Raw genomic sequence first — 14,771 nt, forward strand, 5'->3', positions numbered from 1 at the left:
CCCCCGGACACGTTCACCGTACTCTGAACGTGTAGGGGAAAACAGATCTACGGGTGAACGGAATAACTGCGGAGTGATATATATCTCCCGGAAGATTTGAAGGGAAAATGTAGCTATTAGAGTGCGCAGAGGGGAGAAAGTAGCAGACATTGTTTACCCCCTCGGAGGGTGAGGGGGAAATAAGCTACCCCAGCAGCGGGCAATTAGGCGGCAAACGACAGGCCAGCGCATTAGGGTGGATTTCAATCCGGAAATGCCGGCCGCTCAGCGGTTCTCCGTCCAGATTAAAAGTAATATCGTGCGGGGCGGAAATCTCGAACCAGGCCGATTTCCCTTCAATGATGTTAGGGTTTTCATCCGGGCGCGTCAGCGTAGTTAACAGCGCGGGAAGCAGGTCTTCACCGGTAAAAATCCTTAGCTCGAGCAGCCCGTCGTTAATCAGGGCTTCCGGGCAAAGCTGCTGCCCGCCGCCGGCCTGGCGGCCGTTGCCGATGCCTATCACCAGCGCATCACCCTGCCAGCTAAAACCTTCCCCACGAATATCGCAGCGGTCCGGCTTCAGCATGTCCATGCGCATCAGCCCATGAATAAAATAAGAGACGCCGCCGAGTGCGGCTTTGAGTTTTTCCGGCGTCTCGGTGGTGATGCGTGTGCCAAATCCACCGGTCGCCATGTTGATGAAGTAGGCATCTTCGTTTACCTGCACCAGGTCGATGTTGGCGGCTTTGCCGAACAGCGCCAGGCGCAGCGCTTTTTCAAAATCTTCCGGAATACCCGCGCTGGTGGCAAAGTCGTTGGCCGTGCCTAAGGGCAAAATACCCAACGCCGGGCGGCTGGCGGGGGCAAGTTTTACCAGGCAGGTGGCAATCTCATTGATCGTGCCGTCTCCACCTCCGGCAACTACGGTGTCCACGCCAAGGCTCAGAGCTTCCTTGATGTAGCGTTCCGCGTCTCCTTTTTCCCAGGTCACGCGGATATGCAGCGTGTAACCTTCCTCACGCAGGGTATGCACGGCTTCACGCAGCAGCGGATGACCGGCACCCTTGCCGTTGAGTATCAAAAATGAAAGCGGGGATGTCTCCATGACTTACCTCAGAAAAATGAGCATTATCAAAGTGTAGAGCAAAGCGGGGCCGGGGGAGTAAGAACTGGCTGAAACAGCAGAAAAAAGAAAGCCTGCGCAAGGGAGATTGCGCAGGCCAAGGAGGTGGTTCCTGGTACAGCTAGCATTTATGGGTTATGTTTTTCAGCTCGCGGATAATAACGCTATCTTGTGTAACCGAATGTGATCGGTTTCTAAGAATGGTCTTAGCGCGGAAAAATAACCCTGATTCACTAGTTTGCGTGCGGTTTACGGGTTGTCTGACCAGCGAGGTTGCGCATTAGCAGAGCATAATCCAGCGCTATCTCCTGAGGGACAGGCATCCATACGGTATGACCGTCGCCCGGAGCAACCTCTATCGGCTGGGCCTTACCGTTTTCCAGCGTGTCCAGCGTGAAGGTGATGTTGCCCTGCGGGGTCATCATCTCCAGGCTGTCGCCCAGCAGGAATTTGTTTTTCACCGCCACGGCCGCGAGATCGCCCCGGCGCTCGCCGGTAAACTCACCCACAAACTGCTGGCTCTCGGAAACGGAGTGGCCGTATTCATAATTCTGGTGGCTGTCGTGAGTATGGCGACGCAGGAAACCTTCGGTATAGCCACGGTGCGCCAGCCCTTCCAGCGTTTGCAGCAGCGTTGGGTCAAACGGTTTGCCCGCTGCGGCGTCGTCAATCGCACGGCGATAGACCTGGGCGGTACGCGCACAGTAGTAGTAGGACTTAGTACGGCCTTCGATTTTCAGCGAGTGGACGCCCATTTTGGTCAGGCGTTCTACGTGCTCGATGGCGCGCAAATCTTTCGAGTTCATGATGTAGGTGCCGTGCTCGTCTTCAAAGGCGGTCATGTATTCGCCCGGACGTTTGGCTTCTTCCACCATAAACACTTTGTCCGTTGGGGCGCCGACGCCCAGCGTAGGCTCGAGGTTTTGCACCGGAATAGGCTCGTGCACGTGAACGATGTTGCCGATGTCGTCCTCTTTGCCTTCCTGAACTTTATATTCCCAGCGGCAGGCGTTGGTGCAGGTCCCCTGGTTAGGGTCGCGCTTGTTGATGTAGCCGGACAGCAGGCAGCGGCCGGAATACGCCATGCACAGCGCGCCGTGGACGAAGATCTCCAGCTCCATTTCAGGAACCTGCTCGCGGATTTCGGCGATTTCTTCCAGCGACAGCTCGCGGGAAAGGATCACGCGCGTCAGCCCCATTTGTTTCCAGAACTTCACGGTCGCCCAGTTAACGGCGTTAGCCTGCACCGAAAGGTGAACGTCCATTGCCGGGAACGCCTCGCGCACCATCATGATGAGGCCTGGATCGGACATGATCAGCGCATCCGGGCCCATATCAATGACCGGCTTGAGGTCGCGAATAAAGGTCTTCAGCTTGGCGTTATGCGGGGCAATGTTCACCACCACGTAGAATTTTTTACCCAGCGCGTGGGCTTCGTTGATCCCGAGCTGGAGGTTTTCGTGGTTGAATTCGTTATTGCGCACGCGCAGCGAGTAGCGAGGCTGGCCCGCGTAGACGGCATCCGCGCCATAGGCGAAAGCGTAACGCATGTTTTTCAGCGTTCCCGCCGGGGAAAGGAGTTCTGGTTTAAACATGAAGTTCTCGGTCTGATATCAGGTCAGAACCGCTCCACCTGGTGAAGCGGCTAAAGTCGAGTGGATTACCACAATTTAAGGGCGGGAATTGTAGCGCCGCAAGACGGGGGAGTAAACCGTCTTGCGGATTCAGGCGATGAGCGGCTGTTTCTCTTCCGTGGCGGCAGGTTAAATCACCCGCCCCGCGTCGGCTTCCCAGCGGTAACCCACCCCGTAAACGGCGCGAATAAATGACTGATCGGCATCCAGCGCCTCAAGCTTGCGGCGCAGGTTTTTGATATGGCTGTCGATGGTGCGGTCGGTGACCACGCGGTAATCGTCATACAGATGATTCAGCAGCATTTCGCGTGAAAACACTTTTCCCGGCTCATGAGAAAGGGTTTTGAGCAGGCGAAACTCAGCGGGCGTGAGATCCAGCAGCTTATCGCGCCAGATAGCCTGAAAACGGCCTTCATCAATGACCAGCGAGCTTTGTTCCGAGCCTGAGGATATAGCGACCTGGCGTTTACAGCGGCGCAAAATGGTTTTGACGCGGGCCACCACTTCACGCGGGCTGTAGGGTTTACAAATGTAGTCGTCTGCGCCAATTTCCAGCCCCAGCAGGCGGTCTATCTCTTCAATCTTCGCCGTTACCATTACAATCGGGACTTCGGAGAAGCGGCGAATCTCTTTACACAGCGTCAGGCCGTCGGTGCCCGGCAGCATCAGGTCCAGCAGAATCATGTCTGGCGGCGTATGGCGAACAAACGGCAGCACTTCATCGCCGTGGCTCAGCAGGATAGGGGCGTAGCTTGCCGCGCGGAGGTAGTCGATGAGCAATTGCCCAAGCTTTGGTTCATCTTCCACGATCAGAATGCGCGGCGTGTTTTCGTCAATCGGTAGCTCGGTCATAGTGTCCTCGACGTTTCTGTTTCCAGAGGAATTTCAACTGTAATGCTAACGCCGCCAAAGCGCGAATGATTGGCGGTGAGCGTTCCGCCGTGGGCGGTCACGATATTCTGGCAGATAGACAGGCCGAGGCCGGAGCCGCCGCTGGCGCGGTTGCGGGAGCCTTCGGCGCGGTAGAATCTGTCAAACAACTGGCCTAGCTGCTCGTCCGAGACGCCGGGCCCGCTGTCGTCAAAGCTCATCACAAACTGCTGATTCACGACTTTGCCGCTGATGACCAGCTGTCCGCCGCTGTCGGTGTAGCGCAGGCTGTTTTCCAGCAGGTTGTTGAATAGCTGCATCAGGCGGTCGCCGTCACCAAAAATCACGGCCGAGTCGGGTAAATCGAGGCGTATTGTCAGCCCGCGCGAATCAAAACGGGATCGGAATGCTCCGGCAACGACCTCCAGCAGCGTAATAATATCCAGCGGTTTCTTCTGGTAGGCCAGCGCGCCTTCGTCCGACATGGAAAGCTGGTGCAGGTCGTCGACCAGCTTGGTCAGGGTGGCAACCTCCATTTGCAGCGAGGTCACGGAGTCCGGCGTAAACTGTCGCACGCCGTCCTGAATCGCCTCCAGCTCGCCGCGCAGGACGGCCAGCGGCGTTCGCAGCTCGTGGGAAATATCCGCCATATAGGCCCGGCGCATTTTATGGTTCTTTTCCAGCGTGCTGGCGAGCTGGTTAAAGTCCTGTGCCAGCCGCCCCAGCTCGTCCTGACTGCCGACCGTAACCCGGGTAGTAAAGTCACCGGCGGCAAGCTTGTGCGTGCCCTCAACCAGGCGTTTTACCGGCGCCAGCAGGCCTCGGGCGAGCAGGAACGTTGCCGCTGCGGCAAGCAGGCTGGACAGCGCGACGATTATCCAGCTGGTGCGCCGCTGCTGGCGATCGAAGTTAATATCGGTGTTGCGCGTAAGCCGCTCAACGGGGGAGGCTATCACCCAGCCAACGTCCTGGCCGTTGACGTTAATCGCTTTGCGCATCCCGTCGTGGGGGAGTTTCTCTCGTGGGCCAACCAGTACCTGAGAGTTTTGATCGACCACCCAAAACTTGGTGCGCCAACCCTGGGGCGGCATGCCGTGTGCTTCATCACCGTCGCGCTCAAACGAACGTAAAATCTGAAAGACAAACCTATCGTTGTGCCGCAAGAAGCGCCAGTTTCCATGCAGCGCATACTGTTCGCCCAGGGCATCACTCAGCATCTCAATACGCTGGGTATTACCGCGCTTGATGTAGTCGATGAAGCCGCGTTCAAAGCTTAACCTCACGCCCCAATGCATGATGGCCAGCACCAGCAGGCAGGTAGAGAAAATCGCTAAAAATAACTTACCGGTAATACCGGAGCGCCAGAGTTTCATGTTTCGCTCCTTTTGCGACGGCTAATCACCGCATTTTCCGAACGTTCATTAGGGACGCGGGCAAACAGCAGCGCCGGGAGCGCAATCACCAGCGCCATACAGAAATAGGTATACATAAAGATGCCGTGGGCCTGTTCGCCGCCCACCGGAAGCTGCTGGTGGCCGAACATGCCCAGCAGCAGCCCGGCCACGGTGACGCCGATACTCATTGAGAGCTGCATCACCATCGACAGCATGCTGTTGCCGCCGCTGGCGAGGTCATCCGGCAGATCTTTTAGCGTCAGGGTATTCATCGAAGAGAAGCGCATAGAGTTGACCATGCCCTGCACAAACAGCACCACCGGCAGTAGCCAGAACCAGCCCATCAGGGCGGTGGCCATAAACATCAGCGTGATCAGCGCCAGGCCGAGCGTGGCGGCGACCAGCACGTTGCGGTAGCCGAAGCGGTTGACCACCTGCACGACAATACGCTTCATGCCCATGCTGCCGAGCACCATCGGGACCATCATCAGCCCGGCGTGGAACGGGGAGAAGCCTAATCCTATCTGCAAAAACACCGGCGTCATAAAGGGCAGCATGCCGCTGCCTATGCGCCCGCAGAGGCTGCCCAGCAGGCCGAGTGAAAACGTTTTGGTGTTAAACAGATTGAGATTGAACAGCGCGTTTTCGTTGCCTCGCGCATGCCACAGGTAAAGCAGAATGGCGATAACGCCGCCGAGGATCAACAGCCCGAGCATTTCGCTGGAAATGCCCAGGCCCTTTTGACCGTCGAGGGCAATCGTCAGCGCCGCCATGCCGAACGCCAGCAGAAGGAAGCCGGAGATATCAAAGCGGCGGGTTTGCATGGTGTAGTTCGGCATCAGCCACAGGGTGGCAATCGCCCCGACGATGCCGACTGGAATATTGATCAGGAAAATCCAGTGCCATGAAGCGTACTCCACCAGCACGCCGCCGAGCGCGGGGCCGAGCAGCGGGCCAACCTGGCCCGGAATCGTCACGAAGGTCATCGCCGCCATGTACTGCGCACGAGGCACGATTTTCATTACCGTCAGCCGCCCCACCGGCACCATCATTGCGCCGCCAATCCCCTGAACCACGCGCGCCAGCACCAGCTCGTTAAGCGTGGAGGCGTTAGAGCAAAACAGGGAGCCCAGGGTGAAAAGAATAATCGCGGTGAAGAAGATATTGCGCACGCCCACCCTGTCAGCCAGCCAGCCGCTCGCCGGAAGCATCACCGCGACCGTTAAAACGTAGGCCACCACCACCGAGTGCATATGCAGCGGGCTTACGCCCAGGCTATGCGCCATCGAGGGGAGGGCGGTGTTAACAATCGTGGTGTCCAGCGCCTGCATAAAGAAGCCAAAAGCGACAATCCATAACTGCCAGCGGACGGCGGTGGGCAAATCAGTCATACGGACAGAGCCTTACTTTCACGGGGCTTGCGGCTAAAGCGCAATCTCAGTCGATCGAAGAACAGGTAAACCACCGGCGTGGTGTAGAGCGTCAGCAGCTGGCTCACCACCAGTCCACCGACGATGGTTATCCCCAACGGCTGGCGCAACTCTGCGCCGTCGCCGCTGGTCAGCACCAGCGGTAACGCCCCAAACAGCGCGGCCAGCGTGGTCATCATAATCGGGCGGAAGCGCAGCAGGCAGGCCTGGAAAATAGCCTCTTCCGGCGTTAATTCGCCCTTACGCTGCGCCTCTATCGCGAAGTCCACCATCATGATGGCGTTTTTCTTCACGATGCCAATCAGCAGCATGATACCGATTAGCGCAATCAGGCTGAAGGGGGCGCTGAAAAGTTCCAGCGCCAGCAGTGCCCCAACGCCTGCGGAAGGCAGCGTCGAGAGGATGGTCAGCGGATGAACGTAGCTTTCATACAGCATGCCGAGCACGATATACACCGTGGCAATCGCCGCCAGGATCAGGATCACCTGCGAGTTCATGGTCTGCTGGAACACCTGTGCCGTCCCGGCGTAGCTGCCACGTACGGTGGACGGCACGCCCAGCGAGGTCATCGTCCTGTCGATGGCGTCACTGGCTTCGGAAAGCGAAACCCCGTCCGGCAGGTTGAACGAGATGGTCGACGCGGCGGACAGCCCCTGATGGTTGACCGACAGCGGCGCGTTTGCCGGCTGCCATTTGGCAAAGTAGGACAGGGGAATGGATTTGCCTTCGCCGTTAATCACGAACATCTGGTTAAGCGAACTGATGTCCTGGGTGTAGCGCGGGTCTACCTCCATCACCACTTTGTACTGGTTTAGCGGCTGGTAGATGGTGGAAATCTGGCGCTGACCAAAGGCGTTGTTCAGCAGGTTATTGGCATCCGAGACGCTGATGCCCAGCCGGGCCATGGTTTCGCGGTCGTAAATCAGGTCCATTTCCGAGCCATTATCCTGCTGGTCGGAGTTAACGTCCGCCAGCTCGGGCAGCGCCGCCAGCGCCTTACGAATTTTGGGCTCCCACTCGCGCAGGGCGCTTAAATCATCCGAAAGCAGGGTGTACTGATAGCTGGCGTTGGCCTGGCGGCCGCCGACCCGAATATCCTGCACCGCCATCAGGTAGAGGTTGGCCCCCGGCTCTTTCGCGAGCTTGCCCCGCAGCCGGTCAATGACCTGCTGGGCGGTTTCGCTGCGTTCGCTCAGCGGTTTGAGGGAGATGAACATCATGCCGCTGTTAACCCTGGAGCCGCCGGTAAAGCCGGTGACGTTGTCCACCGCCGGATCTTCACGAATAATTTTCATAAAGTCCTGCAGCTTGCCGCGCATCGCCTGGAAAGAGATGCTCTGATCGGCCTGAATATTGCCCATCAGCCTGCCGGTATCCTGCTCCGGGAAGAAGGTTTTTGGAATCGCGATATAGAGCCAAATGCTCAGCGCAATCGTGCCTAAAAGCACCACGCCCACCAGCCGCGTATGGTTTAGCACCCATTTCAGCGAGCGCGCGTAGCCGCCCTGCATGGCGATTAGCAGGCGGCCAAATCCCCGGTTTTTGTTTCTTTTTTCCGGCGGACGGTTTTTCAGCAGCCAGCCGCACATCATCGGGGTTAACGTGAGCGACACCACCAGCGAAATGCCGATAGCCACCGAAAGCGTGACCGCAAATTCGCGGAATAAGCGCCCCGGCAGCCCGCCCATCAGCAGCAGCGGCAGGAAGACCGCGACCAGTGACAGGCTCATGGACAGCACGGTAAAGCCGACCTCGCGCACGCCCTGCAGCGCCGCCTGCATTGGTTTTATGCCCGCTTCAAGATGGCGTGAAATGTTCTCCAGCACCACGATAGCGTCATCGACGACGAAGCCGGTGGCAATGGTCAGCGCCATCAGCGACAGGTTATTCAGGCTGAAGCCGCACAGGTACATGGCGGCAAAGGTGCCGATCAGCGAAACCGGCACCGCCACTGCGGGAATAAAGGTGGCTCGTCCTGAACGGAGGAACAGGAAGACAACCAGGATAACCAGTGAAACGGAGATGATCAGCGACTGCTCAACTTCTTCCAGCGAGGCGCGAATGGTCGGTGAACGGTCCTGAGCCACCTGGAGGTCAATGGAGGCCGGAATGGTCTCTCTTAATTCTGGAATTTTGGCGCGAATGCGGTCGACGGTTTCGATGATGTTCGCTTCCTGCGATTTGCGGATCATCAGCAAAATGGCCGGTTTAGCGTTGGTCATCCCGGCGTTACGCACGTCCTGCACGCTGTCGGTGACGTTAGCGACATCCTTCAGCCGCACCGCCGACCCGTTGTTGTAGTGCACGATGAGCGGCATATATTCCGCCGCTTTTTTCAGCTCATCGTTGGTCTGAATTTGCCAGCGGCGCGTGTCGTCTTCTACCGCGCCCTGAGGGCGGCGAACGTTGGCGTTGCTGATGGCGGTGCGGACGGCGTCAAGCGACACGCCCTGGTTAAACAGCGCCTGCGGATTGAGGTCAACGCGTACCGCCGGGAGCGAACTCCCGCCGACGTCAACATCGCCCACGCCGTCAATCTGCGACACGGTTTGCGCCAGCTGGGTAGAGGCGAAATCGTACAGCTCACCCTGCGACAGCGTGTCGGAGGTGAGCGTCAGGATCATGATTGGCGCATCGGAAGGGTTGGCTTTGCGGTAGGTGGGGCGCCCCGGCATACCGCTTGGCAGCAGGCTTTGGGCGGCATTTATTGCCGCCTGTACGTCACGCGCGGCCCCGTTGATGTCGCGGTCAAAATTAAACTCCAGAATAATGCGGGTGCTGCCCAGCGAGCTGGACGAGGTCATTTCGTTGACCCCGGCAATGCGGCTCAGCGAGCGTTCCAGCGGCGTAGCCACGGACGACGCCATGGTTTCCGGCGAAGCACCGGGCAGCGAGGCGCTGACCATAATGACCGGGAAATCCACCTGCGGCAGCGGTGCGACCGGCAGCAAACGAAAGCCCAGCACGCCGCACAGCGTAATGGCAACGGTCAATAAAATCGTCGCTACCGGGCGATAAATGAAGAGGGCAAAGAACTTCACTTACGCCTCCTCATGCTGTCGGCCAAAACGACGTCGCGTGTAATGAGACAGGCGGTCGAACAGCAGGTAAATCACCGGCGTGGTAAACAGCGTTAACACCTGGCTGACCAGCAGGCCGCCGACCATGCCGATGCCCAGCGGGCGGCGAAGTTCTGCGCCAACCCCGGTTGAAAGCATCAGCGGCAGCGCGCCGAGCAGCGCGGCTAGCGTGGTCATCAGAATCGGGCGGAAGCGCAGCAGGCAGGCCTGATAAATGGCTTCGTAAGGTGCCATACCCTGTTCGCGCTCGGCGGCCAGCGCAAAGTCGATCATCATGATCGCGTTCTTCTTCACGATACCGATAAGCAAAATGATGCCGATTATCGCGATAACGTCCAGCTCCGCACCCGCCAGCATCAGCGCGAGCAACGCCCCAACGCCCGCCGTGGGCAGCGTTGACAGGATCGTCACCGGGTGAATAAAGCTCTCATACAGCACGCCAAGTACGATGTACATCGCCACGACTGAGGCAATAATCAGCCAGATGGTGCTGCCCAACGCGGCCTGGAAGGCGAGGGTGCTGCCCTGGAACTGAGTAGTGATATCAGACGGCATCTCCAGCGCTTTTTCCGCCGAGGTAATGGCGTTCACGGCGTCGCCCAGCGACTGCCCTTCCGGCACGTTAAAGGAGAACGTGGTGGACGGGAACTGATCAAGATGGTTGATGGACAGCGGGGCGAACCGTTGCTCCACCTTTGCGATTGAGCTGAGCGGAATGCTGCCGCCGTCGCTGCTGGTCAGGCGAATGTTGTCGAGCGCGCTCAGCCCCGGCGTGGTGCTGGTGTCATGCTCGAGCACTACGCGGTACTGGTTTGCCTGGGTGTATATGGTCGAAATCAGGCGCTGGCCGAAGGCGTTATACAGCGCGCTGTCCACCGCTGACATGGTGATGCCGAGGCGGCTGGCGCTGTCGCGGTCGACGTTGACATAGGCCATCAGCCCCTGGTCCTGCCAGTCGCTGCTGATGTCGGAGAGCTGCGGCAGTTCTTTGAGCTTGTTCTCTAATTGCGGCACCCAGGTGCTGAGCTCGTCCAGCGAGGTAGCCTGTAAGGTGAACTGATACTGGGTGCGGCTCACCGTGGTGTCGATGGTCAGATCCTGAATCGGCTGCAGATAGAGCTGCACGCCCGGTACGCTGGCGACATTTTGCTGCAGGCGGTCGATAACCACCGGGATTCGGTCGTCACGCTCGCTCAGCGGCTTAAGGTTAATTTGCAGGCGGGCGCTGTTCAGCGATGGGTTGGTGCCGTCAACGCCGACAAACGAGGTCAGGCTTTCCACCGCCGGATCCTTCAGGATCACGTCTGCCACCTGCTGCTGGCGCTGGGCCATGCTGGCGAAGGAGACGGACTGCGGCGCCTGCAGGGTGCCCTGAATAATGCCGTTATCCTGAACAGGGAAGAAGCCTTTGGGAATGAACACCCACAGCACAACGGTCAGCGCCAGCGTGCCAAACGCCACGCCAAGCGTCAGCCACGGATGGTTCAGCACTTTGCTCAGCAGGCGACCGTAGGCGGCAATAATGTTATCGAACATCTTTTCGCTGGCGCGTGAGAAGCGGTTTTGCTTACGCAGCGACTCGTGGCTCAGCATCCTGGCGCACATCATCGGGGTGAGCGTCAGCGAAACTACGGCGGAGATCAAAATGGAAATCGCCAGCGTGATCGCAAACTCGCGGAACAGACGCCCCACGATATCGCCCATAAACAGCAGCGGGATGAGCACGGCAATCAGCGAGAAGGTGAGGGAGATAATGGTAAAGCCTATTTCCCCTGCGCCTTTTAGCGCGGCGGCCAGCGGCTTCTCGCCTTTTTCGATGTAGCGCGAGATATTCTCGATAACCACGATGGCGTCATCCACCACGAACCCGGTGGCGATGGTTAGCGCCATCAGCGTCAGGTTGTTGATGGAGAAATCGAGAAAGACCATCACCGCAAAGGTGCCGACCAGCGACAGCGGCACGGCGACGGCAGGAATGATGGTTGCCGGGACATTACGCAGGAACAGATAAATGATCATCACCACCAGCGCGATGGCCAGCATTAGCTCATGCTGGGTGTCCGTCACGGAGGCACGAATGTTGGTGGTGCGGTCGCTCAGCAGCTTCACTTCAACCGACTTCGGCAGGCTCTGGGTCAGCGTCGGCAGCATCTGGCGGATACTGTCCGCCGTGTCGATGATGTTCGCGCCAGGCTGGCGCTGAACGTTCATCACGATGGCCTGCTGCTTGTTAGCCCATGCGCCAAGCCAGCTGTTTTCTGCGCCTTGTTCGACGGTGGCGATATCGCCCAGGCGGATAGGCGCGCCGTTCTGGTAAGCGATGATTAAATCGCGGTACTCCTGGGCCGACTTCATCTGATCGTTGGCGGAGAGCGTGACCGCGCGTTCCGGGCCGTCAAGGCTGCCTTTAGCCGAGTTGACGTTGGCGCTGGTGATGGCGGTGCGAATGGTTTCGCTGGTCAGGCCAAGCGCGGCAATTGCAGGCGCATTCAGCTTAACGCGAACGGCAGGACGCTGGCCGCCCGCAAGCGTGACCAGACCCACGCCGGACACTTGGGAAATTTTCTGCGCCACGCGCGTTTCCACCATATCTTCAACCTGCGTCATCGGCAGGGCGCTGGAAGTCACGGCGAGCGTCATGATCGGCGGATCTGCCGGATTAACTTTGCTGTAAACCGGCGGGTTTGGCAGGTCGGTTGGCAGAAGGTTTGTGGCGGCGTTAATTGCCGCCTGCACTTCCTGTTCGGCAACGTCGAGCGCCAGCGTGAGCTGGAATTGCAGGGTGATGACAGACGCGCCACCGGCGCTTTGCGATGACATCTGCTTCAGGCCGGACATTTGCCCAAACTGGCGCTCGAGCGGCGCCGTGATGGCCGACGTAATCACATCCGGGCTCGCACCAGGGTAGAGAGTGACGACCTGAATAGTCGGATAGTCTACTTCTGGCAGCGCCGAAACAGGCAGAAAGCGATAGCCAATGATCCCCGCCAGCAGGATAGCCACCATCAATAGCGTGGTGGCAACCGGACGGAGAATAAACAGGCGGGAAGGGCCGCCCGTTGAACCAGGAGGTAACACCTGCATCAGGAGCTTGCTCCATTACGTTTGTGCCCGGACTTCGCCTGCGCCTCCGGTTTCACCTCGTCGGCAGCCGCGTTGTGTGGTTCCACCACTTCAACCTGCGCACCTTCGGTCAGGCGGTCGATGCCGTCGGTAACTACGCGATCGCCAGCGGAAACCCCGGCGGTAATGACCACTTTCTGGCTGTCCTGAATCCCCGGCGTAACCAGATGTTTGCTGACCTTGTTCTCGGCGTTCAACACCCAGACGAAGTGGCCTTCGTTACCCATTTGCAGCGCGCCAGCAGGGATCACGACCGCATTTTGCTGCGTATCCACCAGCATACGTGCGTTCACAAACTGATTCGGGAACAGGGCATCATCCTGATTATCAAAACGGGCTTTGAGCTTGATGGTGCCGGTGGTGGTATCGATTTGGTTATCAAGGCTCAGCAGTTTGCCGGCGCTAAGTTTTGTGGTGTTGGTGCGGTCCCAGGCTTCAACGCTCAGCGTTTCACCGGCCTTCTGCGCTTTAATCACCGTGGCAATGTCGTTTTCCGGCAGGGTGAATATAAGGTCTATCGGGTGCGTTTGCGTCAGCACGACAATCCCGTTGGTGTCGCCGGTGGAAATCTGGTTCCCGATATCAACCTGCTTCAGGCCAACGCGACCGTCTATTGGCGCGGTAACGCGGCTCCAGTTTAGCTGCAACTGGGCGCTGGCAACGCTTGCTTCATCGGCCTTAACCGTGCCAAGCGAGGATTCAACCAGCGACTGCTGAGTGTCCAGATCCTGGCGGGAAACCAGGTTAGTTTTCACCAACTGCTGATAACGGGCCAGGTCGCGACGAGCGTTAGCAAGCGTGGCCTGATCCTTAGCGAGCTGCCCCTGCGCCTGCGCCAGGGCAACTTTAAACTGGCTAGGGTCGATTTCAGCCAGCAGGTCACCGGCTTTTACCTGCTGACCTTCCTGGAAATGAATAGCAAGCAGCTGCCCGTCAACGCGGCTGCGCACGGTCACGGTATTGGCCGCGGTGATGGTACCAAGGCCGGTTAAGTAATGCGGCACGGCTTCACTGGTTGCAGTTGCGGCCTGAACCGGGGCCAGCGCACCGCCTCGCATCCCGCGACGGCCGCCCTGGGCTTGCGTCTGGCCAGCTTTCGCCTGTGGCTGGTTCTCCGGGGCGGAATTATGGCTTCGCCAGAACCAGGCGGCGGCAATTACCACCAAAATAAATGCTGCAATCCACAACCAGCGAGAAGTCTGTGTGCCTTTCATAAATGACGTGTTCTCTTCCTGAAACGATTAGGCTTAATGTTACTAGTTTAGTAATCAATAGCCCCGTAATGATGGAGGAAATATGAAGTACTGTCAGATTAGCAACATATCGCGGGTAAGTGCTGTTTTCGTGGCCAAATAAATTCGTTCACCTCGATGCTTTTTCCGGGGTGTTGCGCATAGTCTTGCGTAAAAGATAGCCGCCTCACGAAATGAAAAATAAACTGTGGTTTATGCATTAAATATAACCTATAGTTTATGAGGTGAGTGATGACATGGACCGTAATTTTTACCGACTATTTCTATTTTTGGTATCAGGCGCAGCCTTTGGATCTCCGCAAACGGCTCGCGGCAGCCTTCGGAAATCTTGAGTTCTGGGGGCCTGAGTTGAGCCGTCCGCAGGCTGATACAGTAAAAGGCTCCCGCTATCCCAATATGAAGGAGCTGCGCCTGCTGTGGCGGGGGAAGCCGTATCGAATATTTTTTGCTTTTGATCCAAGGCGCAGGGCCGTTGTGCTGTGCGGTGGAGATAAATCAGGTAACAAACGGTTTTATGAGACTTTGATAAAAGTGGCTGATACGCAGTTGGCGCACCACCTGGCAGAACTGGAGAGTGAATATGAAAACCTTAACTGAAGTGATTGCCGGGTTCTCGCCGGAAGACCAGGCAGAGATCCGAAAAATGACCGAAGTCCTAATTCTGGAAACTGGCCTGCAGCTGGTGCGTGAAGAGCAGGGACTTTCTCAAAAGCAAGTGGCGCAAAAAATGGGTATTTCGCAGCCGGCGATAGCCGCCATCGAACAACGCGGTAACGATCTTAAGGTTCTTACCCTCAAGCGCTACGTTGAGGCCCTGGGCGGCAAACTTTCGCTGCATCTGGAATTTCCGGAAAAGGACAGGCGTTTTCAGATATAAAAAAACCG

The 14,771-nt window shown here is 57.8% G+C and carries 10 protein-coding genes; 2 read left to right on the forward strand and 8 right to left on the reverse strand.

From position 1 onward, the window contains the following. Positions 1 to 184 precede the first annotated feature (184 nt). From yegS to HX778_RS19895, 8 genes are all read right to left on the reverse strand, one after another. On the reverse strand, positions 185 to 1,084 hold the full coding sequence (gene yegS, locus HX778_RS19860; protein WP_038481185.1) for a lipid kinase YegS: 900 nt from the start codon (positions 1,082 to 1,084) through the stop codon (positions 185 to 187). Between the two features lie 251 nt (positions 1,085 to 1,335). Then, on the reverse strand, positions 1,336 to 2,697 hold the full coding sequence (yegQ, locus tag HX778_RS19865) for a tRNA 5-hydroxyuridine modification protein YegQ (RefSeq protein WP_038481188.1): 1,362 nt from the start codon (positions 2,695 to 2,697) through the stop codon (positions 1,336 to 1,338). Positions 2,698 to 2,865: 168 nt separating this feature from the next. Beyond that, the gene (gene baeR, locus HX778_RS19870) at positions 2,866 to 3,588 is read right to left on the reverse strand and encodes a two-component system response regulator BaeR (protein WP_038481191.1); all 723 of its coding nucleotides are present in this window, start codon (positions 3,586 to 3,588) and stop codon (positions 2,866 to 2,868) included. Next, positions 3,585 to 4,979, reverse strand: a complete 1,395-nt coding sequence (gene baeS / locus HX778_RS19875) for a two-component system sensor histidine kinase BaeS (protein ID WP_038481194.1) — start codon at positions 4,977 to 4,979, stop codon at positions 3,585 to 3,587. Before baeS ends, baeR begins: the two co-directional genes overlap by 4 nt. Further along, positions 4,976 to 6,391, reverse strand: coding sequence for an MFS transporter (locus HX778_RS19880; RefSeq protein WP_176982844.1), 1,416 nt, complete (start codon positions 6,389 to 6,391; stop codon positions 4,976 to 4,978). Before HX778_RS19880 ends, baeS begins: the two co-directional genes overlap by 4 nt. Further along, complete coding sequence (gene mdtC / locus HX778_RS19885) at positions 6,388 to 9,471, reverse strand: multidrug efflux RND transporter permease subunit MdtC (RefSeq protein ID WP_038481199.1); 3,084 nt, start codon at positions 9,469 to 9,471, stop codon at positions 6,388 to 6,390. The genes HX778_RS19880 and mdtC overlap by 4 nt, the downstream gene beginning before the upstream one ends. Beyond that, complete coding sequence (locus HX778_RS19890) at positions 9,472 to 12,594, reverse strand: MdtB/MuxB family multidrug efflux RND transporter permease subunit (protein WP_176982845.1); 3,123 nt, start codon at positions 12,592 to 12,594, stop codon at positions 9,472 to 9,474. Then, the gene (locus HX778_RS19895; protein WP_176982846.1) at positions 12,594 to 13,847 is read right to left on the reverse strand and encodes an MdtA/MuxA family multidrug efflux RND transporter periplasmic adaptor subunit; all 1,254 of its coding nucleotides are present in this window, start codon (positions 13,845 to 13,847) and stop codon (positions 12,594 to 12,596) included. The genes HX778_RS19890 and HX778_RS19895 overlap by 1 nt, the downstream gene beginning before the upstream one ends. A 270-nt stretch (positions 13,848 to 14,117) precedes the next feature. Here HX778_RS19895 and HX778_RS19900 point away from each other — a divergent pair, with 270 nt between their 5' ends. Together HX778_RS19900 and HX778_RS19905 are read left to right on the forward strand one after the other, a co-directional pair. Further along, positions 14,118 to 14,483, forward strand: coding sequence for a type II toxin-antitoxin system RelE/ParE family toxin (locus HX778_RS19900; protein WP_176982847.1), 366 nt, complete (start codon positions 14,118 to 14,120; stop codon positions 14,481 to 14,483). Then, positions 14,467 to 14,763, forward strand: a complete 297-nt coding sequence (locus HX778_RS19905) for a helix-turn-helix domain-containing protein (RefSeq protein WP_038483358.1) — start codon at positions 14,467 to 14,469, stop codon at positions 14,761 to 14,763. The genes HX778_RS19900 and HX778_RS19905 overlap by 17 nt, the downstream gene beginning before the upstream one ends. Positions 14,764 to 14,771: the final 8 nt, after the last annotated feature.

This window comes from Cedecea sp. P7760, assembly GCF_013386425.1.
Taxonomy (GTDB): Bacteria; Pseudomonadota; Gammaproteobacteria; order Enterobacterales; family Enterobacteriaceae; genus Cedecea; species Cedecea selenatireducens.

Excerpts from the sequence above, each read along its gene's own strand:
- yegS (WP_038481185.1), bottom strand. The coding sequence starts at position 1,084 with ATGGAGACATCCCCGCTTTCATTTTTGATACTCAACGGCAAGGGTGCC.
- yegQ (WP_038481188.1), bottom strand. The coding sequence starts at position 2,697 with ATGTTTAAACCAGAACTCCTTTCCCCGGCGGGAACGCTGAAAAACATG.
- baeR (WP_038481191.1), bottom strand. The coding sequence starts at position 3,588 with ATGACCGAGCTACCGATTGACGAAAACACGCCGCGCATTCTGATCGTG.
- baeS (WP_038481194.1), bottom strand. The coding sequence starts at position 4,979 with ATGAAACTCTGGCGCTCCGGTATTACCGGTAAGTTATTTTTAGCGATT.
- HX778_RS19880 (WP_176982844.1), bottom strand. The coding sequence starts at position 6,391 with ATGACTGATTTGCCCACCGCCGTCCGCTGGCAGTTATGGATTGTCGCT.
- HX778_RS19890 (WP_176982845.1), bottom strand. The coding sequence starts at position 12,594 with ATGCAGGTGTTACCTCCTGGTTCAACGGGCGGCCCTTCCCGCCTGTTT.
- HX778_RS19895 (WP_176982846.1), bottom strand. The coding sequence starts at position 13,847 with ATGAAAGGCACACAGACTTCTCGCTGGTTGTGGATTGCAGCATTTATT.
- HX778_RS19900 (WP_176982847.1), top strand. The coding sequence starts at position 14,118 with ATGACATGGACCGTAATTTTTACCGACTATTTCTATTTTTGGTATCAG.
- HX778_RS19905 (WP_038483358.1), top strand. The coding sequence starts at position 14,467 with ATGAAAACCTTAACTGAAGTGATTGCCGGGTTCTCGCCGGAAGACCAG.